Here is a 26,830-nt window from a genome sequence, read left to right on the forward strand (position 1 = left end):
AAAATCCCTTGTAGGGCGTCAATCAAATATGTATAATTGTGTTAATAGAGTTATCGGAAAAGTTGAGTTATCAACAATTATACATATAATGATACCCTATATTCACTGTCAAACCTTGACAGGGTGGAAGTCGTGAGTTCGAGCCTCTCCGGGGTCATACTGATAGAAATCGTATCAAATTAACGTTTGATGCGGTTTTTTATTTATTTAAACTTATCCTCAAAAACACCAGTGGTCACAGAATTGGTCACATTCCCTACAAAATCTCTTCTATTTTGTTTACCGCATCTTCTTGCATCATTGGCAACACATGTGAGTAAGTATCCAATGTGATTTTGATTTTACTATGTCCTAATCGTTCAGAAATCACCTTCACTTCTAACTTATCTACGGTTAGCTAACTACTTTACTTAAACTGATATGCAAGTTCAATAATCTTATGAACCTCAAGGTGTGATATTTAACTTATATAATTAAACTCAGATATACTATTTTAGTTCCTCTAATTAACACAAAATAAGACCCCGCATCCCAGCAAGGCCTTCCAAACAAAATATAACACTACTCATATCACTTGGTTTTCAAAATGGCATTTCAAACTTTTACTGTATTCCGGAACATCTAAAGTAATATTTAAATCAGCTGTACTCAAGTATTTTAAAGCTAAATACATTGCATATAGTTTTGCATCTGATTTTGTTTCAGTAACGATAATATGTAAATCAAAAGTCCTATATTTCTTCTTCAATTCTACAACTTCATCTATAACATCTGCAGGGTCAGCACCGATCTCAGATACAAAAAGATATTCATCTTCATGTGTTATGACAAATAAACCTGGTAGATGAGAATTTTCATCTATAAAAGAAAAAATATCCCCATTTATAACAAATAACTCGAATTTTGAAGAAGATTGGACATGTTTGTGTAAAACTAATAAACTCGGCCTTAAATCAGCAGGATCAATTCGTACATATTCATCAACTAAGTCGCTTGCATATTCTAAGAAAGCTTCAACATCAAAGTTTTCCTCCTTAGAATTAGCTTCTCTAAGCTTCCAAGTAAATGTTTCTGAGGGAAACCTAATTCCACTGTGAAAAAGAACATCATCATACTTCGAAGTGGCGACATGAATAAGATTAGCAAAATACAAAACTTTAACTATGTAAAAATCACTAAGACCTAAAGAACGACATAACTTACGACAATATCCCGAGTACAAATCAGGATTATCCTTGAAATTATCATACCAATATTGACTCATTACTCACCCTCCTTTACCTATTATATTTTAATATAAAGATTTTATATTGTAAATGTATAATTACCCTCTTTATATAACTCATCATTCAATAAACCATGAATATAAAAAAAGATGCTGGCACAAGCCAACATCTTTTCTATAACTCCTATAAATTTTCACACTAAATTTTGTAAGTGATCTTTCTTTCAATTCGTCACCTTTGTCTCTTTTAAATGCAAATTATATTTTTCTGATGTATGTATTTTTAACTCTTCTAATTTATTAATTATATCTAAAGAGTTGAAGGTTCTTCTAAAAAATGCTCGTGTCCATCTTCATTTAGTCGTATTTCTCAAACAAAATTCTTATTACGTACTTAAAAAAATTTATAAGTGCTCCGCCATTTAAGTTTTGTGCCTTGAATGTATTTATAATTTGCTCAACAGATGGATTATACGTAACTACTTTTTCAAAAGTTGCCGATTTCCATTTCATAACGCCTACTACTCTCTAGTAAATTCCCTTTTCAACATATGCTTTCACTATTGCTTTTAATTCGTTTCAGCACAATCTATCTTATTTTGACCAGCTGGCTGATTTAGATTATAACAAACTGATTGTCCAACTGCATTTGTCTTATTAAAAATTAATTGATTATTAGAAGTAAGGGTAACTTGAAATGTTCTATTTTTTACCACTTCCTTTATTTTCTTCTCTTTAGTATCATATCGATACTCCATATCAGTTTTAACGTTATATGTACTTGAATTCCCTATTCTTTCAGGTGCTTCTTGCAGCGTAATATCATACAGATCTATTTTGAATTTGTTAGTATGATGTTTTATGTAATCTTCTGTAGATACATATGTAGTAGTTCCCTCATCATAAAATTTCTTAACTAATGAAAAATCTCCCTCATTATGTGCTTGCACATAATTTTTCGAATAATCTTTCAGTTGTTCCTTAACAACTTCGTAGCTATTCGTAGCCGTTTCTTCTTTCTCTGAAACAGTTAAACTTTTAAAAACACTAGAATTTTTAATCACATTCCCCCCAAAGGCATAAGGACACTCTGCCAAAAAGGTGCAAGGATGTACACCTCTATTATTGGAACTATCCAATACAATGCTTTTTTAAAAGATCCCACTTCAAAAAACACCAAATATATAATAATCTTTTATAATTACTATAGAGTTCGAGTTCAATCAAACAACTTTTCTTCTTTCATGGTAAGTGTAAATAGTTTATATTTTCTACAACAAGCCCTCTACTTGATTGACTCCTTTTAATTAAAGTACTTGTTTTAACATCGGCCTTGCTACTCTATACCCTTCACTATTAGGTTCTTTTACAAGTATGGGACGCCTTTCATCCTCTTCTTCTAAAATCATTTCAAATACTTCTGTTTTTTCTTGTAATATGTTGGATTCACTATCTTTAGTAGGCTCTTTGCTTGTTTCAATTTTCTTTGTCACTTCGCCAAGCTTTTTCCCGACTTCTTCTGCTTTTGCAGGTTCATTCGTAACGTAGTATTCCTGGCCCTCCCATACTAACATAGGTGGCACTTGTTCTCGTTTGTTACATATTATGTAAGTAATACTAGCTATAAGTAGTAGACATACTGCTATAAAGAAGATAGCTTTTTTATTCATATACTATTCTCCTTATCTATCATTTTATTGGATTATATAATATAGAGAATAGATAGTAAATGGGTTTTATGGTAATTTTTGTTTTATTTTTCAAAAAGAAAAACCTTACAAAAGTAAGGTTCCATTTTTAAATTCTATAGTGACTGATTTATTAAAACGATCATTACGATAATCGCTATAAACATAACAACTAGACAGCCGATCATTTTATAAAATCCTCTTTTCGTTAACGTCCCGCCTTGAACATCTTTACGAATAAATAAGAATACGGCTAAAAATAATACAAGCCCAATGCCAAAAGCATACATCATTTGCATATGTTAATCTTCCTTTCTCTCTTCCATCTTAATATCTTTTCGATAAAACAACAAATGAGATAAAAACTGTACTCATCGTAAGCGCCATAAGTATATTCAATAATTCAACCGCAGATAGTGTAATTACTTTTAGGTTCAAACCAATAGAGAAAAGAAGATAATATGCTGTTAGAGCAAAAAAGCTGAAGAACATCCCTTTATAACGAATGAGTTTCATTCGCTCATCTTTTTCTTTAAATTGCGGGTGCAAGTAGCTTAGGCAGAAACACATAATCATCATTGCAAGCACGGTATAAGTTGGAATTGGCGGTGCCGAATGCGTCATTATACCTGCTAATATCATAAATCCACTCATAATTAAAAAGATAATTCCCATAATAACAAAGTACTTTTGTGAATAATTCATCCTTTCTCCTCCTCTTCTTTTCCTTCATAAATAAATACATGTTCTATCGTTGTCTGAAATGTTTTTGCTATTTCAAATGCTAATGGAAGTGATGGATCATATTTCCCTTTTTCAATTGAAATGATGGTTTGTCTGGAAACCCCAAGTTTCTCAGCCAATTTTTCTTGAGATAGTCCAAATTTTTTTCGGTATTCGACCATTTTATTTTCCAAGGAAATTTCTCCCTCCTTCCTTATATCGAGTATATATGTAAAGGAGACTTTACGTCAAGGTTCCTTTACATTCATTTCGTTTTATTTTTCGTTCTATTTATATATATAAGTTGAATTAAAAGATTACAATCGAATGCATAATCGATCGATCACTTTTTCAGGTGTGCGATTTAATTCCTGAATAAAAGCCTGTACATTTTTTTGAATTTCATAAATCGATGAATAAAAAACATTATGAATGATGTCTGATTTGAGCCATTTCCATACCCCTTCAATTAAATTTAAATCGGGACTGTAGGGAGGTAAAAACACTAATTCTAAGCGATGACAGTGTTTCCTTAAAAGTGGTTGGATGAGCTTCGCATGATGAATACGCGCATTATCTAGAATAAGAGCTATTTTCCCGTTGGGATACAGTTCAAGTACATGCTGAAGAAAACGAAGAAATGCTTCGGCATCATACCGCTCCTCTTCTACACAAACTAACTCACCTGTTTCATAATTAAGTGTACCAATAAGTTTAACACCTTGGTGTTTCCCATAAGTAGGAATACTGCGTTGTTTTCCTTTTAAAAACCATGTATGCTGCAGTGCTTGGTAATCGCGGATCATGGACTCATCTTGAAACAGAAGATGGTCAATCTCCTCGTTTAAAAGTTTTTTTTTTATAGGCGGGGAAGGTAACTTCCCTAAACTCTTGTTGTTTCACCGGGTCTGCTTTCGCTAATGTATACGTCGGTTTTGTGTAACTAAGCCCTAAATCATGTAAAAGTCGAGACACCCCGCGAAGTGTGTAACTTACGTTCCATTCTCTTTTAATGAAAGAAGCGATAATGGATAAAGTCCAATTATGTTTAGCTGGAAATCCAACATCAACGGGTAGATGAGATGCAATCACTTGAACTAACTCCTGTTCTTGTTCAGGGGCTAATTTACGTGGTGCTCCTGTTGATTGTCCCATGAGTAAGCCATGCAATCCTTTTTCTTTGTAAGCATTCACATAATTATAGATTGTTTTTTCAGAACGACCAATCATGTTCATTATTTCTTTTATAGAAAAGCCTTGTACATAGAAATAGATCGTTTGATAACGTTCATACATTCGTTTCGTTTTAGTCGTTTTCATTGCTACAAGTAGGCTTTCTTTTTCGTTTTGGTGTACATGTGTCATTTTGCTCCGCTCCATTTGTCAATATATGTTACTTATTATATTTCGACAAACAGTAGCTGTAACCTTTTAATTCAACTTATATAGAAGAAACTTTTTCAACTTAATCATGTCTATTTTGAAATGAAACATGGAACAATGTATATATCCGTTACTATATCTCCTCCCCACTTTTGTGAAAATTTAATATCTCCATATTTGTTTTATTCTTTAAAGCTATTTCATTCCTCTCCTTATTAGATGAAATGTGCTATTGTTTTTACGTTGTTTTTCGCCATATTTATAGAAACTAACGGTTTATGAAGCATTTTTTATGTTTAGCCACTTTTTTTGTAGAAATCCTTCGTTTTCCTTTCGATATTTAACACTATCGAAATAAAGTTTACGCTAAATTCATAATTTTTTATTTTTTATACTATATTCCGTTATATTGTTGTATAATATCAATGAAAGCGCTTATTATTTCAATATACATAATTCAAACTAATCTTTATCGAAACATTCTAACAATTTTACTTATATTTAAATACAACAATTATAGTTATTAATGTAGGTATACCAAATATATCCACCCCATTTTTCTGTAAAATTACTTTATAACATGAAAGATTAACTTGGGTGATAAGTTATTGTGAATGTTTTTTTACAAAACAGATAAGTAATAGTGTTTGGTATTATGTAAATTATTGTAATAACATAAGAGTAAAGAAAACAATTACATTAATTTTTAGTTCATCAATTATTGAAAAAGAGCAAAATGCACCTTTTGTATAGGAAAAGGATTATATGCATTGGGAGGTTTAAACAAATGACGAGGAAGAATACAACGACAAACCCTTGGGCCAAGTTCCATGGTCCGAACCTTGGTTATGTTATTGAACAGTATGATCTTTACGTAACTGGAGCAGGTTCTGTTGATCCGGAATTACAAGAGCTTTTTGAAATTTTTGGAGCTCCTTCGTTTCAAGATGATGTCGTAACAGGGGACAACACAGCAACACATTTTTCTCCTCAAAACACAGGGAACATTGAAAAGATTCTTAAAGTCGTTCAACTTGTTGAACAGATTCGTTCTTTCGGGCATACGTTGGCTCACATCAATCCGATGGAAGATGCTGCAAATGGACAATCTCTTCTTGAAAAAGCAATGAACGAACTGAGCGATGCTGATTTGAAAGCGATTCCAGCTAAAACAGTATGGCAAGATGCACCAGAGGGTATTCACACTGCATTTGATGTAATTCATAGATTAAAAGACGTTTATACAAAATCTTTAGCTTATGAATTCTCACATATACAAGATAGTGAAGAACGCGTGTGGTTGCATCAAATGGTGGAATCAAATTTATTGCGTCAACCATTATCAAATAAAAAACGAACTGCTCTTTTAAAACGTTTAACTGCTGTTGAAGGTTTCGAGCAATTCTTGCATAAAACATTCGTTGGTCAAAAACGTTTCTCAATAGAGGGCGTTGATATGCTTGTACCTGTACTAGATGAAATTGTTTCAGAAGGTGCTAAAGGCGGCGTTGAAGATGTCATGATTGGTATGGCTCACCGTGGTCGTCTAAGCGTACTCGCTCACGTACTAGAAAAACCATATGGTCACATGTTTGCTGAATTCAAACATGCAAAAATAGAAGGCGCAGTGGCAAATGCTGGCTGGACTGGCGACGTGAAATACCATTTAGGTAGAGAGCAAGTCGTTGGTAATGAAGAAGTTAGCACTCGCGTTACATTAGCAAATAACCCGAGTCATCTTGAGTTCGTTAACCCTGTTGTTGAAGGTTTCGCACGTGCAGCTCAAGAGAATCGTAAAAAATCTGGTCTTCCAGAACAAGATACTTCAAAATCATTCGTAATTTTAGTTCATGGTGATGCTGCATTCCCTGGTCAAGGTGTTGTGTCTGAAACACTCAACTTAAGCAGATTAAATGCATACCAAACTGGCGGAACGATTCATGTTATCGCTAATAATGCAGTCGGCTTTACGACTGATAGCTATGATTCTCGTTCTACTAAATACTCAAGCGACCTTGCAAAAGGTTTCGATATTCCGATTGTTCACGTAAACGCTGATGATCCGGAAGCTTGTCTTGCTGCTGCTAACCTTGCAATCCAATATCGTACGTTGTTCAAAAAAGACTTCTTAATCGATTTAATCGGTTACCGTCGATATGGTCATAACGAAATGGATGATCCAGCAGTTACGCAACCACAAGTGTACAAAAAAATTAAAAATCACCCAACTGTAAGAGCAATTTATGCAGATCAATTACAATCTGCTGGCGTTCTGAATGCAGATGAGATTGAAACAATTACTCAGTTTATACAAGAGGAATTAAAGGCTGAATACGCACAAGTGCCACCAGCTGATACGAGCGCTGCAACAATTCACGTTAAAGTTCCAGAGGTTGTTGCAAAAGGAATTCAATCGATTGACACTGGTATTTCAATTGACTCCCTTCGTGCAATTAATGAAGGACTATTATCTTGGCCTGAAGGATTTAACATATATCCGAAAGTGAAGAAAATTCTTGAGCGCCGTAAAGATGCTCTTGAAGAGAATGGTAAAATTGAATGGGCACTTGCTGAATCGTTAGCATTCGCTTCTATCTTACAAGAAGGCACGCCAATTCGTTTAACTGGTCAAGATTCACAGCGTGGTACATTTGCGCATCGTCATATCGTATTACACGATACTGATACAAACGAAACATATTCACCATTACATCGCTTACCGAACATTAACGCTTCATTCTCTGTTCATAACAGTCCGTTATCAGAAGCTGCTGTTGTTGGTTATGAATATGGTTATAACGTATTTGCTCCAGAAACTCTTGTTATGTGGGAAGCTCAATATGGTGACTTCTCAAATACTGCGCAAGCATTATTTGATCAATATGTTTCAGCAGGAAGAGCAAAATGGGGTCAAAAATCTGGTTTAGTTCTTCTATTACCACACGGTTATGAAGGTCAAGGGCCAGAACACTCTAGTGCACGTCCAGAGCGTTTCTTACAATTAGCTGCTGAGAATAACTGGACAGTTGCAAACTTAACGAGCGCGGCACAATACTTCCATATTTTACGTCGTCAAGCATCTATCTTAGGAACAGAAGCTGTTCGACCGTTAGTGCTTATGACGCCAAAGAGTTTATTACGTCATCCACTTACGCTTTCAACTGCTAGTCAGTTAAGCGAAGGACGTTTCCAACCTGCTTTAGAACAAGAAAACCTTGGTACAAAGCCAAATAAAGTAAAACGTCTTGTTTTAAGTACAGGTAAAATGGCGATTGACTTAGCTGCAGAAATTGAGTCTGGAAAACATGAGTACAACTTAGATGAAGTTCATATTGTTCGTATTGAACAGTTGTATCCATTCCCTGCTGAAAAAGTTCAATCTATTATTAAACGCTTTAAAAACTTAGAAGAAATTATTTGGGTTCAAGAAGAACCTCGTAATATGGGTGCATGGCATTACATGGCTCCAATTCTGTTCGAACTAGCTGGAGATAAAGTAAAAACAGGTTACATTGGACGCCCGGATCGTTCTAGCCCATCTGGTGGCGATCCATTCGCTCACAAAGCTGAGCAAGAACTAATTGTTGCACATGCTTTAGATGTGAAGTACAACTTCCGTCAAGATAAACAAGAAATTGAAGTTTTCAGCAACTGAAAGTAACAACGAATTTCATTAGCTCGACTTGGGCAGATATTCTGCCCAAGTCGAGCTAATACATGGAGATTACCGAAGATTAAAGAAGACAAAACACACCGTTAGGCAAATAAGGGGAGGACATTTAAAATGATCGAAATTAAAGTACCTGAGCTTGCAGAATCTATTACCGAAGGAACTATTTCACAATGGCTTATCAACGTAGGTGACAAAGTTGAGAAAGGTGGCAGCGTTGTTGAGCTTGAAACTGATAAAGTCAATGTAGAAATCATTGCAGAAGATTCAGGTATTGTATCGAAGTTACTAGGCGAACCTGGGGATACAGTTGAAGTTGGCGCAACTATCGCAATTTTAGATGTAAACGGAGCACCGGTTGCAGTAAGTACACCTGCACCACCTGCTGAGCAACCAAAACAAGAAACTACTGAAGCACCGAAAGCAGAAGCTCCAAGTGCTGAACAAAATAAAGCGTTACAAGGTTTACCAAATACAAATCGTCCTATCGCATCACCAGCTGCTCGTAAAATGGCTCGTGAGTTAGGAATCGACTTAAACGACGTACGCAGCACAGATCCACTTGGACGTGTGAGACCACATGATGTACAAGCTCACGCTGCAGCGCCAAAAGAAGCACCAGCTGCTCCAAAAAGTCCAGCTCCTGCTCCAGTTGCAAAAACTGAATTCGAAAAACCAGTTGAGCGTGTGAAAATGTCCCGCCGCCGTCAAACAATTGCAAAACGTCTTGTAGAAGTTCAACAAACGTCTGCAATGTTAACAACATTTAACGAAGTTGATATGAGTGCGATCATGGAATTACGTAAAGAACGCAAAGATGCTTTCGAGAAAAAACATGATGTGCGTCTTGGCTTTATGTCATTCTTCACAAAAGCAGTTGTGGCAGCATTAAAACAATTCCCATTATTAAATGCTGAAATTCAAGGCGATGAGCTTATCATTAAAAAATTCTATGATATCGGTATTGCAGTAGCAGCTCCAGATGGATTAGTTGTTCCAGTTGTACGCGATGCTAACCAATTAAACTTCGCTGAAATCGAAAGCGAGATTCGTAATTTAGGTATGAAAGCACGCGATAACAAACTTTCATTAAAAGAACTACAAGGTGGTACATTTACAATTACAAATGGTGGCGTGTTCGGTTCTCTAATGTCAACACCAATCCTAAATAGCCCACAAGTAGGTATTCTAGGAATGCACAAAATTCAAGTAAGACCAGTTGCAATTGATGCAGAACGTATGGAAAACCGTCCGATGATGTACCTTGCACTATCTTACGACCACCGTATTGTCGATGGTAAAGAGGCGGTTAGCTTCCTTGTTGCTGTTAAAGATATGCTTGAAGATCCAAAATCATTATTATTAGAAGGTTGATAGACTATTAGTCTATTAAAGGCTGTAGAATGAATCATTCTACAGCCTTTTTTTATTGCGTTCATACGGGACAAATTGCATTACATAGACTAATAATGTATGCCTAGAACGTAAGGAGGATTAAAATGAATAACCTTCCAGCTCATGCAAAACTGAAAGCAAATAAAGATACTTTCTTCCTCCCCGATTCAAACGGGGGTGTCTATTTTCGAAATAACGCCAGTTCATTCCGCATGGACGGTGATGGGATTTATAACTGGATTGAAAAATTAATGCCTATGTTTAACGGTAATTATTCTTTAGCAGAAATAACCGATGGTCTCCCTCTCCCCTATCAAAATCGTGTATTTGAAATTGGAGATATTTTATATGAAAATGGTTTCGCCCGTGATGTAAGTCAAGATGCTCCTCATGAATTAAACAGTGCGTTACTCGACAGGTACGCTTCTCAAATTGAATTTTTAGAAGCCGATTCACATTCAGGTGCTTTAAAATTCGAGACGTACCGTGCGGCAAATGTCCTTATAATTGGTTCTGGAGATATGCTTACTTCCTTAGTTTCTTCTTTACTAGAGTCCGGATTACCTAAATTTCATTACCTTGTCACAGATTATGCGGAAACAAATTACGACCGAATTCATGAGCTCGTAGAACGTGCATATGAACTTGATGACAATGTACTTATTCAAGAAATAGATACTACAATAGATCGTCCTTTACATGAAGTATTCGAGCCTTTCGACTGGATTTTATACGTTTCTCAAAATGGAGATATTGAAAGTTTAAGAGCAATACATGCTATTTGTAGAGATGAGGGGAAAAATTTCATACCAGCTATTTGCTTATCAAGAGTCGGTTTAGCTGGCCCCGTCGTAATAGCAGATCGTGAAGAATGCTGGGAATCCGCATGGCATCGTCTACACGAAACTACTTTACAAAATGAAAATCCGCCCGAGCCTTTCTCACCAATCACATCTGCAGTGTTAGCAAATATTATCGTTTTTGAATTGTTTAAACATGTCGCTGACGATTTACACCGGCAGCATAATCCTCAATTCTTTTTATTAAACTTAGAAACACTTGAAGGAAAGTGGCACCCTTTTATAAAGCATCTTCTCGCAACCGATGAAATCTTTACAATTGATACGGTGCAAAATCTTCAAGAAAACCTTGCCCATCGTTCTGGACAATATACTTCAACTGAACTTTTTCGTTTTTTTGATACATTAACTTCTAAAGAAGCTGGCATATTCCATATGTGGGATGAACAAGATTTGCACCAATTACCTTTATCACAATGCTATGTTCAAGTTGCAAATCCATTATCAGACGGACCTACCTCTCCCCTTCCTGCTATAACTTGTGGTGGTTTAACTCATAATGAAGCACGCCGCGAAGCTGGTTTAACAGGAGTTGAAACGTATGTAGCTGAAATGATTCATCGTCTTATCCCCGAACATACTGATATCGGTATTGGTGCTGGGGAAACGATGACAGAAGGTGTATACCGTGCACTGCAAAAACATTTAAATAATAAGTTGTGTGAACGCCAATCACATATGCTAGAAGAGGTTACAGAGCTTGATTTAACCGAAATTCATGATAAACATTGTAGGTTTTACTACGATGCTCTCTCTACAATTCATGACATACCTAAAGTGGGAATGAGTGAGGAGTTACTTGGTTTTCCTGTCATTTGGATTGGTATAAATGATAGATGGTACGGTGCGGCAAATATTAATATAACATTGGCATTAAGAAACGCTCTGCAACAAGCACTCCTTCATATTCAAAATGAAGAGATTCCTTATAAAGCTAATATTTTGCCAGAATCATCCGTTGTTGTATATAGTACAGATTCTGTTAGAGTAGCAATACAAGAAGAGGAAGAAATTCCAGGCGTACAGTCTTTACAAGTTGCCTTACAAAATTTAACGGAAAATAATTTTTATCCATTCGTTTTTGATTTAGCCATTGAATCATTTTTAAGAGACAACTTAGACGGTGTATACGGGGTATTAATTGCAAAGGAGGACGGTCTATGACTCAAAATATATTGCTTATAGGAGATGGCCTACTTGCAGACTATGTACATGATCAATTATGCAAACAATATTCCATCATTCGCCAGCATACAATTACAGACGAACTCCCTGAAAATATTCACCTCACTCTCGTATTACATGACGGCTCTCCTTCTACTATTCATCAGGATGCTGAGCTGACATTTCGTTCGAATCATATTCCGTGGCTTCGTGCATTTACTTCATTTGGTGAAGGCGTTATCGGTCCTTACATTCATCCTCTTGCAACGGGATGTACCCATTGTGCCGATGGACGACGCTTTATCGCTGGATTTGATCAAAAAGAAATGTGGGAACTACAGCGGAAATATGCGTTAAAAGCGGATAACGAGACGAGGCGTGATGTACGTGCGACTCAAAATGGGATGTTACAAATGTGTCAGCTCATTCATGCTGAAACTGAAAAAATATTAGCTCACGGACATTCTTCTTTAGAAAATGAAATCATTTTACTAAACTTACAAACCCTGCAATGTACACGGCATTCTTTCCTTCCAGACCCTCTCTGTCCTGTATGTAGTATTTTACCTGATGATACTGCGGATGCGGCAGAGATTTCTTTACAACCGAGCTTAAAAACAAGTACTGAAACGTATCGCTGTCGTTCTATTCATGAGCTAAACACATTTTTAACGAGAGACTATTTAGATTACCGGACTGGTATTTTGAATGGAAAAATGCAGCATTCTTTATTGCCATTTGCTGACGTCATTATAAACATGCCGTTACTATTCGGAAATGAAGGTGTTGCAGGCCGAACTCATTCATTTGCACTGAGTGAGGCAACTGCTATTTTAGAAGGTTTAGAACGATATTGCGGTATGTCACCTCGTGGGAAAAAGACAAATGTGCATGGTAGTTTTCATGATTTAAAGGATCATGCACTGAATCCCCTCACACTCGGTGTGCATACAAATGAACATTATAATCGTAATAGTTTTCCGTTTAAACCATTTGATCCTGATTATGAACAAAACTGGGTATGGGGATATTCTTTATCACAAAAACGGCCACTTTTAGTTCCAGAATCAATCGCCTATTATAGCCTTGGTCATAGAGATGCTTTTGTGTATGAAACATCAAATGGATGTGCGATTGGTGGTAGTTTAGAAGAGGCCATTTTTCATGGCATATTAGAAATCGTAGAGCGCGATGCTTTTTTACTCACATGGTATGCAGAATTACCTCTTCCTCGTCTTGATCTTAGTTCAGCAAATGATACTGAATTACAATTAATGATTGAGCGCTTGCGTACGATTACTGGATATGAATTACACGTTTTCAACGCAACAATGGAACACGGTATTCCGAGCATTTGGGTGATTGCGAAAAACACGAGGCAAGATGGGATGAATCTCGTCTGTGCTGGTGGTGCTCATATGGAGCCCATTCGAGCAATCAAAACTGCGATTCATGAAATAGCTGGCATGTTACTTATATCAGATGATGATTTGGAACAAAACAAAGAAAAATATGAAGACTGTTTACGTGATCCTTATCTCGTTACGCAAATGGGTGATCATAGTATGCTGTACGGATTGAAAGAAGCGGAAGAACGTCTTCACTTCCTTTTACGTGAAAATGCTCCGGTGCAAACGTTTCAAGAAATGAGGGCATTACAATCATTTGATATGGATTTAACATCTGATCTTCATCAACTTTTAAACAGGTTACATCAATCTGGACTTGAAGTAATCGTTGTAGATCAAACCGTTCCTCTCATAGAAAAGAACGGATTACATTGTGTAAAAGTATTAATTCCAGGCATGCTTCCAATGACATTCGGACATCATCTCACTCGGGTTACAGGGCTGGATAGAGTGTATACCGTACCAATGACACTTGGATATATGGCTGAGCCTTTAACGAATGAACAATTAAATCCACATCCACACCCGTTTCCATAGTAAAGGAGGGGATTTCATGCAGCTGGATGCTTTTTTACATCATCTCCATTTTTCTATTGATAAAATTATGCCGAATCATGAGGTAGACTGGGACGACGCACCACTTCCTTATAAATTATATCGAAATTTACCAGTCATCCCTCTCTCTTTAGAAATCCCATTAACTTTGCGGAACTCTTCTACTAAACCTAACTTAGAGGAAATCGGGCATTATCTTTGGTACTCATTTGGTTTAACACAATTATGTCAACCTACTACTAGCCTAGAAAATAATAAAACAACGACTCTATTTCGAAGATTCATCCCTTCTGGGGGTGCTTTATATCCAAATGAATTATATATGTATTTAAAAATTGATCATTATCCAGACGGCATTTACCATTATGACGCCGCGCATCACCGTCTTATCTTACTTCGCGAGGGAAATTTCGATTCTTATCTTACAGAAGCACTCGGCAATCGTTGTAACATACATTCTTGTTTTGGCGCAGTATTTGTATCCACTATGTTTTGGAAAAACTTCTTTAAATACAATAACTTTTCATACCGGCTTCAAGGGTTAGATAGTGGTGTTCTAATCGGGCATTTACTTGAATGTGCAAAACAATTCGGTTACATGAATGGAGTATATTTCCAGTTTCTAGACCGAGCAATGAATCATTTACTTGGACTGCCTGAAGGCGAGGAAAATGTGTATGGTGTTATTCCTCTAAGTACAGAACCACAGAAAGATTGGTTTCATAATGATTACCGTGAAAATACAACTGTTACTTCTCATGACTTGTTACAGCAAATCCCGCCGTTAACACATGAGCATTTCGTTCGCTCAAAGCATGTAGATGAATATCCGATGATAACAAAAGTTAACGCAGCTTCTATGATTGAATCGACAGAACATTTCCAAACATTAACTCAAGAAAATCGACAGCAATACAGTGCACATGCTGTACAGCTACCTAAAGTGGAACGTTTATCCTATGATTTCTTACATCTTTGTAAAAAACGATATTCACCTGATGCTGACTTTACTTTAACAAAATGGGATACTCGTTCACTTGCTACTTTATTACAAGAAGCGAGCCTCGCCTTCCCTTATTACAACGATCTTGATGGCAATTCTTTAAATGAAAACGCACGACTCTCATTATATGGATGTTTTTATAACGTAACAGGTATTGAAAACGGTGCTTACGCTTATAACAGTAAATTACATTCCATACAGCCAATACGATATGGAGATCTTCGTTATTCCCTTCAATCAAGTATGACGATGGATAACGTAAACCTTTTTCAAGTACCGCTTTGTCTACATGTAGTCGGAAAGAAAGATTACTATACACATACATTAGGCTATAGAGGATATCGTATTCACCAAATGGAAGCTGGTATACTCGTCCATAGACTTGTTTTAGCTGCGACTGCTATGGGAATGGGTGGCCATCCTTTACTTAGTTTTGATACAAATTCATGCGATCAATTGTACGGAATAGATGGCGGCAATGAAACATCTCTCATTCAAATTCCGGTTGGGGCGTATCGAGCGCGTAATTGGTTGAAGGGGTATTTGCATAATTAGAAGCACGCCGATTAATGGCGTGCTTTTTTTAGAGGAGTTAAATTATTAAAAGCGAAATAAGTATATATTCTTACATAAAAGGAGCGTTTAAATTGGGCATTTTACAACGTTTAATCGAACAAGCGAAAAATCCTCGCGGGACAATTGGTTCCTCAATGCTTCGTATTATGAATGCTGCGCATATGAGACTGACAAATTGGGCTTTACAAAAAATACATATACGTGAAGATGCAATCATATTAGATATCGGCTGTGGCGGTGGTAAAACAATACAAACTCTTTCAAAACGAACTCCATTTGGGAAAATTTACGGGATCGATTACTCCGATCAAGCTGTGAAAAATTCTATACAGACGAATACAAAAGATGTTCAAATGAAAAAAGTAATTGTTCAACAAGCAAGTGTCTCCTCTATTCCATATCATCCGGACTTCTTTGATCTCATTACCGCTTTTCAAACCCACTATTTTTGGCCTGATGTTGAGAATGATATGAAAGAAGTATTTCGCATCTTAAAATCGAACGGATCCTTTTTATTAGTTGCTGAAACTTTTAAAATTCAATATCATATGGATAAATTTAATACGACAGAAGAATTAGTAAACCTTTTTTATAAGACGGGATTTACAAGCGTGAAATATTACGAAGAAAGAGGTTGCCTTTGTGTAATAGGAAATAAGTAAAAAAAGCAGCCCTTTAAGGTCTGCTTTTTTTACTAGATTAATTTAAAGATACTCTTAATTTGTCTTGCAAATAACCAATTTTTCGTACCGTAGTTATCATTTAGACTGTCTAAATCGATAGATTTCCCGTTAGCAAACTTTAGTTCTAACGTTGTATTTTTGTCATTTGTTTTTAGATTGCTATTTGTAATGTCATCATACTTTAGTTTCTCAATTTCAACATACTCTTCTTTTTCTTGTCCGATAACGACATGATCTTGGAAGAAGAACAATACTTCTACTTTCTTACCGAAACAAAATACATTTTTCGTATAAATTAATGTCGCGTTATCAAGTCCGACACATACTTCTTTCATTTCTTCAACAACGTGTCCAAAGTCTTCTTCATTTCTTGCGTTTGATTCAGCAATCCATTCTTCAATTGTTTTCATGTTAATTGCCATGTTGTACCCCCTGGTTCGTTCATTGCTTTGTAAAAAAATAAATACTATATGACAATATAAGCGATAAGTACTATGTTTTCAAGGGTGAACGGTATATTCAAAATAAAGTTAAATTTCAAAGTAATATATTAGGGGCACCTATTTAATTATATTTTAAACGTTTGAACGAGGCATTCTTCATCATCAATTAGCTGTGTTTGCTCGTCAAATTCAATATTCAGTTCTCTATATACTTTCTTCCAAAAAGAAACAGCTGGTACATTTTTTATAAGTTCAATAACGAAATATTGTCCTCGTTTCTCTTCTAGTAAATTTTCCATAACCTTTTTTCCGATTCCTTTTCCCTTATATTGATTCAATATGAAAATATCATTAATACCAAAGTCGTTTTCTTTCTTCAAAAATGGACGTTCCAATAGTAATAAAAATCCTACAATACTACTATCAACTTTTATAAAATACGGAGTGATTCCATCATTTTTCCAAAACATGTCTAAATCTTCGTATTCAAAAAAACCATCCGCTCCAATCGTTATATTAGTCGTAAATTTAGAGAGGTCATGAAGATATAGTGAATATAAATTACGTAAAATCATTTTTTCTGATTCTTGAACTTTTTGAAGTGCCACAACCATTTTTAAGATCCCCTCTCCTATATAGAACTATTTCCCAAACCTCTTTATTCGACAAAATTGATTACTCCCCTTTAACGAAAAAAAATAGCACTTAAAAAGTGCTATTCCGCTCGCCTTGCCGCTTGTTGTATTGGATCCCAAACGCTGTTATATGGTGGTGCGTAACTTAAGTCGACATCTTCTAAATCGTGAATACTCATTTTATTGAAAAGCGCCATCGCGATCACATCAATTCGCTTATCTACACCTTCTTCTCCAATTACTTGACCGCCTAACAATTGTTTCGTGTCGGCGTGATATAGTAATTTCAAGTAAAGTGGTTTAGCACTTGGATAATAACCTGCCCTATTTGTTGAATCTACTTTGACCGTTTTATATGAGATGTTTAGCCCTTTCGCTTCTTTTTCATTTAAGCCTGTTCTTGCAAGCGTCAGCTTCATAAATTTAATAATGCCTGTACCTAACGTACCTTTAAATGCTCTTCGTTTATCAACCATATTGAGTCCGGCAAGTCGCCCTTGTTTATTTGCAGTCGTTCCGATCGGGATATGATCATGAGTTTCCTTTATAACATGGTAATGTGTTGCACAATCACCAGCAGCATATACGTCTTTCACATTTGTTTGCATATAAGCATTTACTTCAATTGCACCTTTAGGATTTTTACGTATGTTTGTCCCCTCAAGAAAATCGGTATTTGGTTGTACACCGACAGATACTAAAACGAGATCAGTTTTGTACGCCCCTTTATCCGTCTCCAGTTGTTCTACTCTTTCTTTTCCTTTAAACGCTTTTACATTTTCATTTGTTAAAATTTCAATATTATGTTTGTCTGCTTCTGTATGTATATATTCCGCCATATCGGCATCATAAATTGTACCGATATGATCGTTCCGCTCAATCATTCTTACTTTCTTACCAAGTTCTACAAATGTTTCTGCCATCTCTAGACCAATCGCACCACCGCCAATAATTGTCACATCTTCAACTTTACTCGTTTCAAGTGTACTTAATATGCGCTCAGCATCCGGAATTGTTTTTAAAAGATGAACACCTTGTAAATCTTTACCTTCCCAATCCGGCATAACAGGTCGCACTCCGGTCGCAATTAATAAACGGTCATACGAAAATTCAAATACATCTTTCGTCTTCGTATGTACCGCATACACAATTTTCTTTTCCGTATCTACTTTCGTTACTTCATGACGCACTTTCGCATCAATTCCATATTTATCACGAAACGTCTTTACATCGCGTGCAATTAACTTTTCAGTAGAGGCGATAACACCACTAATCACATACGGTAATCCGCACTGAGCATATGAATAGATTTCACCTTTTTCTAACGTTACAACATTTGCAGTTTCATCATTTCTAACAATTTGCATCGCTGCACTCATACCAGCTGCATCCCCACCAATAATGACATAGTTCACTTTACCACTCCTTCTTTTTACATACTCTTTACGATTTCCATATTTTATAGAAATAACACCTACTTAAATTGTAAAGAAAAAGAATTTAATCTACAAATTTGGTGCACAAACCTATGCTTTAATAGGTAACCGTCGTGTCTTATAAACAAGAAATTTAGTATGCTATAACAGTAACTATTGAAAGTAGGTGAAACATACATGTGCGCCGGCCTTCTCGTCCAGCTTCCAGAGGAACCGATAGAACCGAGACCCGCCCTCCCGCTTGAACAAGAGTTTACCGTTAGCGTAACTTTATACAGTGCACGTGCTTGGTTATCTGATAATGACACTTTCTCACAAACTATTTGGAAATCGACTCGCTTTGCTTCTGCATCACACGCTCGCAAATCCATCTTCCCAGTTGGTACTGTTAAAATTGTAAACTTTTCTGAGGATACAATAACGGTTACTATATCATCAGAATCAGATGATGCTCTCAAAATAGTCGTTCCCCCTCGTTCTGAAGTTGCTTTAACGTCTAGTTCTTTATCTGATGTGCAAGCAAGTACATCAGGAAGAGCAAGTAAAGTCACATTCCTCTTTCACATCTTTTTCTCAAGAGATCCTGGTCCAGCTACACAACCATAGAAAAGGTACAGTAATATACACTGTACCTTTTTCATGCATTCTATTCTCTTGATTTAATCAGTTCAACATTATAAGCTTCCACACTCGTTAACGTTCCTGTAAAATACGGATTCTCTCTATACCAAGACTGTTTTGAAAAATATGCTTGCATATCTTTCGTTTGAAACATATGTCCATGCCTTGCGTATATTTCATTTCTAGCAATTTTCAACTGTTCTTTCGATAAATATGTTAAGTCCGCACTCGTTAATTTTCGAATATCACTATCAGGGAAGATGAAACCATTATATACATAATGAGTAGTAGGAGGCGGAGTAACATTGTAAACAACTGTTTTTTCTGTACTTTTCTTTTGGAATGGAAGATTATAAGACGAAAGTGCCGTTACCGTTTCTACCTTTGTCGTTTCCCTTCCATTTTCTCCATTTCGTTCTAAATAAATCGCCGCACTTCCATCAGTCGCTACCGGTCCCCACGTAATTTCTTCTCCGGTCAACGCAGTAACTAGCTTTTGATTCACGTACAATGTTGCACCAGGCGCATTCGTTTGAACTGTAATATATTGCCCTTGCAACGTTAAATCTACCGTTACATTATTTTGACTTTGTTTTATAAGTACAACCTTTTCCTCTCGTGATAGTTTTACATAGTCATTTTTATATTCCGCTTGAAACACTTGAGTCCCTGGAAGAAACGGTCCATATTGCTTCTCAAACTTTTTATCATTTGTCTTATCAATTTCTTTTCCGTTCATTTTTAATAATGTACCTTTTTCATTTGAAAGCAGAGTCGTATAATACGTCTTCGCTTTCAATTTATACCGATCAAATATAAAGAAATACTTTCCGTCTTTCGTTAAAGAAAGATCTGCTCTTTCTATTCCATCTCCTTGTTTTTCACCTTGCCTCAAATATTCTTTCAATTCATTCACGTAAGATGGATTTTCTTTTATATATGAAAATAGAGGCGTTACACTCTCTCTCGTGACAATAACGGCTGGATCATCTGCCATGATGATCTCAGCTAATTTCTCCCCGTCCCTCTCTTGTAAAATAGTAATCATTCGGTCTACTTGTGCCGTTTGCTTATAATACGATGATCCATACAAATACAATCCACCAATTACTATAACAAGTACTATTAAGAGTGTAATGCCAACTTTTGTACCGCCGCTCATTTTCTTCTTTACTACAAGACTTTCCCTCTTCATCCCGCAGTTTTGGCAAAATTGCACTCCATCTTCATACTGAGCTCCGCACTTTGTACATACATTCATCCATTCAACCACCTTTTCATTAGAAGCCCGTTAAACCCTGTGTAAAAGCTTGAATTATTGTATAAATGTAAGACCAAAGTACAATACATGTTGCGATTCCGATTAAAACATTTGCAATAAGAAGAGTGTAAACAAGATCCAATCCCCCGCTATCTAGTTTTAATATAGATACGATGATACTAATTGACATATACGTTGTAGCCACCCCTAATAATATTGGTAGAAAAAAGATCAATAGAAAACTAAACAGAAAAGAAAGAACTAATATAGCAATAGCTGGCGTCGCTATCGTTCCCCATATCCCGAATACTTCGAGAAACGAAAAAGACGATTTCATCATCTTACCACTTACAAAAATAATAAATCCGACAAATACAGTTAAAATTAATAAAAAGAAAAAGACTTTTAAAGATTCTCCAAAGAAAGTAGGAGTAGTTATATCTGGTACTAATGTTCTCGTTACCGCTGCCCCAGCACTCATTATTCTATAAAAAATACATGCTCCTAAAAAACAAATAAGTACAAGGCTTGTAATTCCATTTCGTACTTCAATATTTCCACTTTTCATAATGGCAGATGGTGATTTAAAAGCATTTTTAAAGAACTGAAAATAGCCACTTGCAAATTGTTTTGCTTGCTCTACTGTTTCATTTGGGCGAGTTTCCTTTACTTGTTGCTTGCGCGATAGCTGCCCTTCTTCCTGCCCACCACTCGCTACCACTTCTTCCGTTAATGAATGTCCACAATTCCCGCAAAACTTTGCTTCCGCTGCATTTTCTGTATGACACGCCGGACATTTCATTCTCTCATCCCTCCTTAAGCATATACCTTATAGGGTGTTACAAATTCAATATATGACTTTGGACATAAAACATGACTACAAGAAAAAGAATATGAAATCCTTCTTTTAAACGAAACTATATGTGCTAGTAATATAGAAAAATAATGTTATTATGAAACAGAGCAAATAACATTTTTAAAAGATTGGATGAAGACAGTGGAATTTGTAAACTCGATTTTTCAAACACTCCTTACAAGCGTGATCCAATTATTTTCTTTAATTGGTGTCATCATTGTAATTGGATTTATATTAGGTTATTTAGAATCTCTCACACGAATGTATTGGTCGAGAGCTTTTGGTAGGAAAGGCTTCCTTTTAACTGCGTGGATTGGTGTCCCTATTCATGAACTTGGACATGCAATTATGTGTATACTATTTCGTCATAAAATTGTAGCAACGCAGTTCTTCCCGACAGATACAAGTCAAGGAGCTTTAGGTTACGTACAACATCAATACAATCAAAAAAGTATCTATCAACGAATTGGGAACTTCTTCATTGGAATTGGCCCTATTATTTCGGGTATTACAGCACTAATCCTTTTAATGCGCTATTTCGTACCAAATTCATATTTCTTATTTAATACAACTCTCGAAAAAACAATCGCTTCTACTTCTATTAATGTAGAGATGGTTCAAAACATGCTACTATCGACGTTTGTATTATTGAAAAGCTTATTTACAATAAGTAATTTATTGAATCCTTCCTTTTGGCTATTTTTATTTATCGCCATTTGTATTTCTGCACATATCGCTTTAAGTAAGCCAGATATTAAAGGATCAATAGACGGTGTTATCGTCATGTTTATCGTATTATTTTTATTCAATATAATAGCGGGGCTTTTTCAGTACGACAGTAATCAGCTAATTGGACAGGTTATGAAATATAATATGTATCTCATTGCATTTTCTAGTGTAGCTTTACTTTTTTCTTGTCTTTCTACACTTGTTAGTTTTATGTTTTATAAGATGAGAAGAGGACGTTCGTTTTAAAAATAAAAGGGTATCCAAAATTTTTTGGGTACCCTTTTATTTCAATATATGTTTTTCATAAAGATATTTTTCTGGTGATACTACTTCGCAATTTTCTCCTTCTTCCAAAAAACGAGAAACGATAGAACAATGAGACGCACCAACTATAAATAAAATACGTTCCTCAGCTGAATCGATTAAACGTTCAATATTCGAATACATAATTAAATTTCTTTTGTACCACCACGTTAACCATTCCATTCCGACATAGTGACCAAACTCACCGATGCGCGCCATATTTACATATAGTTTATGCAATTGATTTAATATTACTGGATCATTCAATTCTTTATAGTAATCTAGCACACTCTTATCATCCGTTAAGTTACAATCTGGTACTAAACTAAATATTTCTTCAAAAAGTCCTGGCTGATTTGAACTGCACCCCAATTGTTAGACACGACTAACAATTGGAGGTGCAGTTTTTTTATGGCTAAATTTTCTTCAAAAGAAAAAATACAAGCAGTAAAACGATATTTAGAAGGCCCAGAAGGCGGGACAAGCATTGCTAAATCTATAGGCGTGGATCAGCGGGTATTTTATCACTGGATTAGCCGATATGAATATTCCGGTGAAAAAGCTTTTGAAAAACGCTATACATCTTACTCTACGCAATTTAAACTAGACGTACTTAACTATATGATTGAAAATAGGACGTCTATCAGGGAAACAGCGGCAATTTTTAATATTCCATCTTATGAAACGGTTCGTAAATGGAAAGTAGCTTATGAAACAGAAGGATTGGATGCCCTACAACTTAAAGAAAAGAGGCATCCGTCTATGAATAATAAAAATCACAAAATAGTGAAAAAGCAATTACCAGTCGAAGGCTCCATTGAAGAACTCCAAGAGGAGTTAGAAAGGTTACGTATGGAGAATGCGTATTTAAAAAAGTTGAATGCCTTAGTTCAAAACAAACAGAAGTCACAAAAAAAGACAAAGCGCAAGTAGTTTATGAATTAAGGCATCAATTTCCGGTACAATCACTTTTAGTGCTTGCCAATATTCCACGTAGCACATATTATTATTGGTTAAAAAATGCCAAACGTCCGGATCCAGATGCAGATTTGAAAGTATTAATTCAAGCTGTTTATCATGAACATGAAGGCCGTTATGGTTATCGCCGTATTCGTGATGAACTTACTAATCGTGGACATAAAATAAATCACAAAAAGATACAACGCATTATGAAAGAATTAGGATTAAAGTGTTTGGTCCGTATGAAGAAATATCGCTCTTATAAAGGAACTGTTGGAAAGATTGCCCCTAATATTTTAGAACGTAATTTCAAAGCAGAAAGGCCAAACGAAAAATGGGTCACGGATATTACGGAGTTTAAATTATTTGGAGAGAAATTATATGTATCGCCAATGTTGGACTTGTTTAATGGTGAAATTATCACGTATACAATTGGTTCAAGGCCAACCTACGCCCTTGTTTCTAATATGTTAGACCAATCCTTTGAACGCTTAACAGATGAGGATGCCCTCCTTATTCATTCCGATCAAGGTTGGCACTATCAAATGAAAAAATACCGTGATTCTCTTCATAAACGTGGTATTACACAAAGTATGTCTCGGAAAGGGAACTGTTACGATAACGCAGTTATCGAAAATTTCTTTGGTATTATGAAATCTGAATTTTTATATCGAAAAGACTTTAAGAATATGGAACATTTTGAACAAGAACTAGCAAAATATATATCTTACTATAATCATAAGAGAATTAAGGCAAAATTAAAGGGTATGAGTCCGATACAATACCGGACCCACGCCCAAAACGCTGCCTAATGAAATAACCATGTCTAACTTTTAGGGGTCACTTCAATTTTCTTCCACCCATTTATGTATATCCCAGAAGTCAACAACATCACTTCCACCCATCCAATCAATCGCATATACTTGTTCATGTTTTAAGTTCGCTGCCATCCTAAACCCAATTTGATCTATTTCATTTAATGCCAATTTATATGTACCTAATTTATACTGCTTAAAATTCTCATTTAATTTATTCTGATTATCTGTAATGCTCTCAACTGCAATTTTTGTTGGCTGGAACTTCTGCATGATAGAAACAAATTCTGTAATCTCAGCTTGTCTCTCGTCCGACAATAATTCTTCATGCTCACTCATATGGCATGATCCTAGTATTAGAACTTTCGGTTTGTTTTTTGTCATTTTATCCCCCTCCACCTATAACTTTCAGTCTATTCAATCATATCAAATTAAATCTAATTGTATCCCGTAAAAAAAGACCACCTAACTTGCGATGGTCTTTCTAGTTCTAAAAAACTATCTCTTACTTCTATAATCACAATGCTCAACCGGAACACGAGGATGTCCCTCTTCATCGGTACACCATGACTGTGATTGGAATGCAAGAAAGATACCGATCCACTCTTCTTCCTTCTCAAAGTGAATGAGTATTCCACCATCTTGCCATATACCATTATCCCCTTGCCATTTCTCTACATTCCCTTGATTCATGTGAATATCATATATCATGTATAAAACATTAATTTCCTAAAACCGCACAAAACGGCTACATTACGCAGTTTTGTACTATATCTAAATTTATAAATGGCAACATATTTCTGGTTATTTGTGACCAATTTGTTACCGAAAAAATGCAAAATAAAACTAATAAAAAAATAAAAGAGCACAGCGTGTATAAGTAATGCTTCCAACACTACTTATACCGTCCGCCTACCATAACTAGGCAAACACCTGCTGTACTCTTACGGACTATTTTACAGTACGTAAGGGCTCCTAGCAACAGTTTGCTTACATTTGGCATTCTGTTGCTTTTTTGTTTATACAAAGGAGTTCAATATTATGAAGAAAAAGCAAGCCATTACGATTATCGCTGGAGAAGAAACATACGAAAACCTAGCATCCTTTCAAACTCTTAAAGAATTAAATGACACTGCTCGGACATATAAAGAAAAATTTGCTGATCGGTTAAATAAAAACCAATTGGCTGTATTCAATCATTTACACAACCATTCTGCAAAATATTTCGGTGTGTCTTTTAAATCCAAAAAGAAAATTGCAGAAGCACTTCATATTAGCCGTAGAACGGTTATTCGTGTATGCCAACATCTAGAGTCACTTGGCATGATTAAACAACTAGAAATGAAGCGTAAGAGCGACATGAAACAAACAAGTAACGTTATTGTTATCCAACCGATTAATGTGGAGGAACAGGTTGTCACACAAGCTCCTATTAAAAATGCTGAAATTTGTCACACCAATAAAACTACTACTATTTCCTTAAAACAAAATATAAAAGATATAAAGATACGTAAAGAGAACGACATGCCATCTTGTGAAAATGATAAAGATTTTATCGACTATCGTATTCCACAATCAATGCGTATGAAATTAGCAACTGCATTTGATTCAAATGTTATGAATGAGTCATTCCAAAATGCTATAAATATCGCTAAAAAAGCTGCAAAGAAATGTAGTTTACTAGCGGATAAAGATATATTTAACAACATTCTTACAAATGCTTCTTCCGCCTTATTCTCTAAAACGCATGAATTTGAGCATAACGGGACTCTGATGAAAAATCCGATTGGCTACTTTACACGAACGTTCAAAAAGATGGTCTATAACTACATCGATAACTTTAGAGAAATTCATAATGTTGCTAAGCGTAAAGAAAATGTACAAGCTCTATTTCCCCAACTTTACAGTGATATTATCAAGGCGTCTAGAACATCTAAAAAAGTTAATAAGAGCCATTCGAACGCATCAGAGTCACATACCAATGTTCTTTTCTATAATTGGCTTGTGGAAGATGGCAAAAAAGCAATAACAACCAGTACATCCACAGATGCAATAGACGGTTCTCTTGTTCCAGGTGTATATTACAAAATATCTAAAGAAGAAGCTGATGAAATGGGATTATATTAAATGTGGAAGATTTATAGTTTGCGTATTTCAACGGTATTGTGAATAACTTGATGGACAAGTACTTCTTTGATCGTGAGTTTATGCATGAGGAACAATCGCTTCACATGTAACCAAGGACACTACTGCATGATACTGTGTAATAAGATTATTATCCTATATTTTCAAAAAAGAAACTACCGTATGGCCAATAGCTCTCCTTCATTTATCAAGCAAAATACTAGCTCGATAACTACTATATATATTATAATTTAATGGAACGAAAATCTATATGTAGTATTTAATACTAAAAAACATAATATCCGAGGAGGTT

General features: G+C 35.6%; 23 protein-coding genes and 4 pseudogenes. 10 read left to right on the forward strand and 17 right to left on the reverse strand.

Annotation, left to right across the window (positions count from 1 at the left end):
- Positions 1-256: 256 nt before the first annotated feature.
- The 9 genes and pseudogenes from ACP6L7_RS05985 to ACP6L7_RS06025 form a co-directional block, all read right to left on the reverse strand.
- Positions 257-382 (reverse strand): annotated as a pseudogene (locus ACP6L7_RS05985) (site-specific integrase); the annotation flags it as partial.
- Positions 383-565: 183 nt separating this feature from the next.
- A complete protein-coding gene (locus ACP6L7_RS05990; protein ID WP_097830097.1) occupies positions 566-1,264 on the reverse strand; it encodes a hypothetical protein in 699 nt (232 codons plus the stop codon).
- Positions 1,265-1,467: 203 nt separating this feature from the next.
- A pseudogene (locus ACP6L7_RS05995) lies at positions 1,468-1,738 on the reverse strand (hypothetical protein); the annotation flags it as partial.
- Between the two features lie 56 nt (positions 1,739-1,794).
- Positions 1,795-2,289: a TcaA NTF2-like domain-containing protein gene (locus tag ACP6L7_RS06000; protein ID WP_097830096.1), complete on the reverse strand. Its 495-nt coding sequence runs from the start codon at positions 2,287-2,289 to the stop codon at positions 1,795-1,797.
- A 243-nt stretch (positions 2,290-2,532) separates the two neighbouring features.
- Complete coding sequence (locus ACP6L7_RS06005) at positions 2,533-2,895, reverse strand: hypothetical protein (RefSeq protein WP_098361673.1); 363 nt, start codon at positions 2,893-2,895, stop codon at positions 2,533-2,535.
- A gap of 134 nt (positions 2,896-3,029) precedes the next feature.
- The gene (locus tag ACP6L7_RS06010; protein WP_001178300.1) at positions 3,030-3,212 is read right to left on the reverse strand and encodes a DUF3976 domain-containing protein; all 183 of its coding nucleotides are present in this window, start codon (positions 3,210-3,212) and stop codon (positions 3,030-3,032) included.
- A 28-nt stretch (positions 3,213-3,240) separates the two neighbouring features.
- Positions 3,241-3,618 (reverse strand): hypothetical protein, encoded by a 378-nt coding sequence (locus ACP6L7_RS06015; RefSeq protein ID WP_001109920.1) that lies wholly within the window; start codon positions 3,616-3,618, stop codon positions 3,241-3,243.
- Positions 3,615-3,830, reverse strand: coding sequence for a helix-turn-helix transcriptional regulator (locus ACP6L7_RS06020; protein WP_002011455.1), 216 nt, complete (start codon positions 3,828-3,830; stop codon positions 3,615-3,617). The genes ACP6L7_RS06015 and ACP6L7_RS06020 overlap by 4 nt, the downstream gene beginning before the upstream one ends.
- Before the next feature lie 123 nt (positions 3,831-3,953).
- Positions 3,954-5,001, reverse strand: a pseudogene (locus ACP6L7_RS06025) (IS630 family transposase).
- A gap of 805 nt (positions 5,002-5,806) precedes the next feature.
- Between ACP6L7_RS06025 and odhA the strand changes: the two are divergent.
- From odhA to ACP6L7_RS06055, 6 genes are all read left to right on the forward strand, one after another.
- Positions 5,807-8,674, forward strand: coding sequence for a 2-oxoglutarate dehydrogenase E1 component (gene odhA / locus ACP6L7_RS06030; protein WP_097830094.1), 2,868 nt, complete (start codon positions 5,807-5,809; stop codon positions 8,672-8,674).
- A 129-nt stretch (positions 8,675-8,803) separates the two neighbouring features.
- Positions 8,804-10,063, forward strand: a complete 1,260-nt coding sequence (gene odhB, locus ACP6L7_RS06035) for a 2-oxoglutarate dehydrogenase complex dihydrolipoyllysine-residue succinyltransferase (protein WP_097830093.1) — start codon at positions 8,804-8,806, stop codon at positions 10,061-10,063.
- A gap of 125 nt (positions 10,064-10,188) precedes the next feature.
- The gene (locus ACP6L7_RS06040; RefSeq protein WP_097830092.1) at positions 10,189-12,108 is read left to right on the forward strand and encodes a putative thiazole-containing bacteriocin maturation protein; all 1,920 of its coding nucleotides are present in this window, start codon (positions 10,189-10,191) and stop codon (positions 12,106-12,108) included.
- The gene (locus ACP6L7_RS06045; protein WP_097830091.1) at positions 12,105-14,054 is read left to right on the forward strand and encodes a TOMM precursor leader peptide-binding protein; all 1,950 of its coding nucleotides are present in this window, start codon (positions 12,105-12,107) and stop codon (positions 14,052-14,054) included. The genes ACP6L7_RS06040 and ACP6L7_RS06045 overlap by 4 nt, the downstream gene beginning before the upstream one ends.
- 16 nt (positions 14,055-14,070) lie before the next feature.
- Positions 14,071-15,630 carry a SagB family peptide dehydrogenase gene (locus ACP6L7_RS06050; RefSeq protein WP_097830090.1) on the forward strand — a complete coding sequence of 520 codons (1,560 nt, stop codon included), beginning with the start codon at positions 14,071-14,073 and terminating at the stop codon, positions 15,628-15,630.
- A 92-nt stretch (positions 15,631-15,722) separates the two neighbouring features.
- Positions 15,723-16,313 carry a class I SAM-dependent methyltransferase gene (locus tag ACP6L7_RS06055; protein ID WP_097830089.1) on the forward strand — a complete coding sequence of 197 codons (591 nt, stop codon included), beginning with the start codon at positions 15,723-15,725 and terminating at the stop codon, positions 16,311-16,313.
- Positions 16,314-16,345: 32 nt separating this feature from the next.
- On the opposite strand, the gene ACP6L7_RS06060 is transcribed toward ACP6L7_RS06055, so the two are convergent.
- From ACP6L7_RS06060 to ACP6L7_RS06070, 3 genes are all read right to left on the reverse strand, one after another.
- Positions 16,346-16,756: a DUF3908 family protein gene (locus ACP6L7_RS06060; RefSeq protein ID WP_097830088.1), complete on the reverse strand. Its 411-nt coding sequence runs from the start codon at positions 16,754-16,756 to the stop codon at positions 16,346-16,348.
- A 146-nt stretch (positions 16,757-16,902) separates the two neighbouring features.
- Positions 16,903-17,391: a GNAT family N-acetyltransferase gene (locus ACP6L7_RS06065; RefSeq protein ID WP_097830087.1), complete on the reverse strand. Its 489-nt coding sequence runs from the start codon at positions 17,389-17,391 to the stop codon at positions 16,903-16,905.
- A gap of 101 nt (positions 17,392-17,492) precedes the next feature.
- Positions 17,493-18,827 (reverse strand): FAD-dependent oxidoreductase, encoded by a 1,335-nt coding sequence (locus tag ACP6L7_RS06070; RefSeq protein WP_097830184.1) that lies wholly within the window; start codon positions 18,825-18,827, stop codon positions 17,493-17,495.
- A gap of 198 nt (positions 18,828-19,025) precedes the next feature.
- Here ACP6L7_RS06070 and ACP6L7_RS06075 point away from each other — a divergent pair, with 198 nt between their 5' ends.
- On the forward strand, positions 19,026-19,454 hold the full coding sequence (locus ACP6L7_RS06075) for a hypothetical protein (protein WP_097830086.1): 429 nt from the start codon (positions 19,026-19,028) through the stop codon (positions 19,452-19,454).
- Between the two features lie 40 nt (positions 19,455-19,494).
- Here the strand turns inward: ACP6L7_RS06075 and ACP6L7_RS06080 are convergent, their stop codons facing one another.
- Together ACP6L7_RS06080 and ACP6L7_RS06085 are read right to left on the reverse strand one after the other, a co-directional pair.
- The gene (locus ACP6L7_RS06080) at positions 19,495-20,730 is read right to left on the reverse strand and encodes a TcaA 3rd/4th domain-containing protein (RefSeq protein ID WP_430528927.1); all 1,236 of its coding nucleotides are present in this window, start codon (positions 20,728-20,730) and stop codon (positions 19,495-19,497) included.
- A gap of 19 nt (positions 20,731-20,749) precedes the next feature.
- Positions 20,750-21,532 carry a zinc ribbon domain-containing protein gene (locus ACP6L7_RS06085; RefSeq protein WP_097830084.1) on the reverse strand — a complete coding sequence of 261 codons (783 nt, stop codon included), beginning with the start codon at positions 21,530-21,532 and terminating at the stop codon, positions 20,750-20,752.
- A gap of 195 nt (positions 21,533-21,727) precedes the next feature.
- Between ACP6L7_RS06085 and ACP6L7_RS06090 the strand changes: the two genes are divergently transcribed.
- Entirely contained in the window at positions 21,728-22,561 is an 834-nt protein-coding gene (locus ACP6L7_RS06090) for a hypothetical protein (protein WP_097830083.1), read from the forward strand.
- A 36-nt stretch (positions 22,562-22,597) separates the two neighbouring features.
- Here ACP6L7_RS06090 and ACP6L7_RS06095 read toward each other — a convergent pair whose 3' ends face one another.
- The gene (locus tag ACP6L7_RS06095; protein ID WP_430528928.1) at positions 22,598-22,990 is read right to left on the reverse strand and encodes a DUF5694 domain-containing protein; all 393 of its coding nucleotides are present in this window, start codon (positions 22,988-22,990) and stop codon (positions 22,598-22,600) included.
- 39 nt (positions 22,991-23,029) lie between these two features.
- On the opposite strand from ACP6L7_RS06095, the gene ACP6L7_RS06100 reads away from it, so the two are divergent.
- A protein-coding gene (locus ACP6L7_RS06100) for an IS3 family transposase (protein WP_430528870.1) occupies positions 23,030-24,390 on the forward strand; the annotation gives its coding sequence in 2 pieces (ribosomal slippage) (positions 23,030-23,486 and positions 23,486-24,390; 1,362 coding nt in all).
- A gap of 33 nt (positions 24,391-24,423) precedes the next feature.
- Here the strand turns inward: ACP6L7_RS06100 and ACP6L7_RS06105 are convergent.
- Positions 24,424-24,777, reverse strand: coding sequence for a DUF5694 domain-containing protein (locus tag ACP6L7_RS06105; protein WP_430528929.1), 354 nt, complete (start codon positions 24,775-24,777; stop codon positions 24,424-24,426).
- Positions 24,778-24,891: 114 nt separating this feature from the next.
- Positions 24,892-25,101, reverse strand: a pseudogene (locus ACP6L7_RS06110) (DUF2278 family protein); the annotation flags it as partial.
- 333 nt (positions 25,102-25,434) lie between these two features.
- On the opposite strand from ACP6L7_RS06110, the gene ACP6L7_RS06115 reads away from it, so the two are divergent.
- Positions 25,435-26,520 carry a helix-turn-helix domain-containing protein gene (locus ACP6L7_RS06115; protein ID WP_430528930.1) on the forward strand — a complete coding sequence of 362 codons (1,086 nt, stop codon included), beginning with the start codon at positions 25,435-25,437 and terminating at the stop codon, positions 26,518-26,520.
- The last annotated feature ends 310 nt before the right edge of the window (positions 26,521-26,830 follow it).

Origin of the sequence: Bacillus silvicola, assembly GCF_050524305.1 — a bacterium.
In the GTDB taxonomy this organism is placed as follows: Bacteria; Bacillota; Bacilli; order Bacillales; family Bacillaceae_G; genus Bacillus_A; species Bacillus_A cereus_AT.

What these genes read in the sequence shown, in the direction of transcription:
- ACP6L7_RS06050 (WP_097830090.1), top strand. Translation starts at nt 14,071, where the DNA reads ATGCAGCTGGATGCTTTTTTACATCATCTCCATTTTTCTATTGATAAA.
- ACP6L7_RS06085 (WP_097830084.1), bottom strand. Translation starts at nt 21,532, where the DNA reads ATGAAATGTCCGGCGTGTCATACAGAAAATGCAGCGGAAGCAAAGTTT.
- ACP6L7_RS06005 (WP_098361673.1), bottom strand. Translation starts at nt 2,895, where the DNA reads ATGAATAAAAAAGCTATCTTCTTTATAGCAGTATGTCTACTACTTATA.
- ACP6L7_RS06010 (WP_001178300.1), bottom strand. Translation starts at nt 3,212, where the DNA reads ATGCAAATGATGTATGCTTTTGGCATTGGGCTTGTATTATTTTTAGCC.
- ACP6L7_RS06045 (WP_097830091.1), top strand. Translation starts at nt 12,105, where the DNA reads ATGACTCAAAATATATTGCTTATAGGAGATGGCCTACTTGCAGACTAT.
- ACP6L7_RS06115 (WP_430528930.1), top strand. Translation starts at nt 25,435, where the DNA reads ATGAAGAAAAAGCAAGCCATTACGATTATCGCTGGAGAAGAAACATAC.
- odhB (WP_097830093.1), top strand. Translation starts at nt 8,804, where the DNA reads ATGATCGAAATTAAAGTACCTGAGCTTGCAGAATCTATTACCGAAGGA.
- ACP6L7_RS06015 (WP_001109920.1), bottom strand. Translation starts at nt 3,618, where the DNA reads ATGAATTATTCACAAAAGTACTTTGTTATTATGGGAATTATCTTTTTA.
- ACP6L7_RS06065 (WP_097830087.1), bottom strand. Translation starts at nt 17,391, where the DNA reads ATGGTTGTGGCACTTCAAAAAGTTCAAGAATCAGAAAAAATGATTTTA.
- ACP6L7_RS06075 (WP_097830086.1), top strand. Translation starts at nt 19,026, where the DNA reads ATGTGCGCCGGCCTTCTCGTCCAGCTTCCAGAGGAACCGATAGAACCG.
- odhA (WP_097830094.1), top strand. Translation starts at nt 5,807, where the DNA reads ATGACGAGGAAGAATACAACGACAAACCCTTGGGCCAAGTTCCATGGT.
- ACP6L7_RS05990 (WP_097830097.1), bottom strand. Translation starts at nt 1,264, where the DNA reads ATGAGTCAATATTGGTATGATAATTTCAAGGATAATCCTGATTTGTAC.
- ACP6L7_RS06105 (WP_430528929.1), bottom strand. Translation starts at nt 24,777, where the DNA reads ATGACAAAAAACAAACCGAAAGTTCTAATACTAGGATCATGCCATATG.
- ACP6L7_RS06060 (WP_097830088.1), bottom strand. Translation starts at nt 16,756, where the DNA reads ATGGCAATTAACATGAAAACAATTGAAGAATGGATTGCTGAATCAAAC.
- ACP6L7_RS06080 (WP_430528927.1), bottom strand. Translation starts at nt 20,730, where the DNA reads ATGAATGTATGTACAAAGTGCGGAGCTCAGTATGAAGATGGAGTGCAA.
- ACP6L7_RS06040 (WP_097830092.1), top strand. Translation starts at nt 10,189, where the DNA reads ATGAATAACCTTCCAGCTCATGCAAAACTGAAAGCAAATAAAGATACT.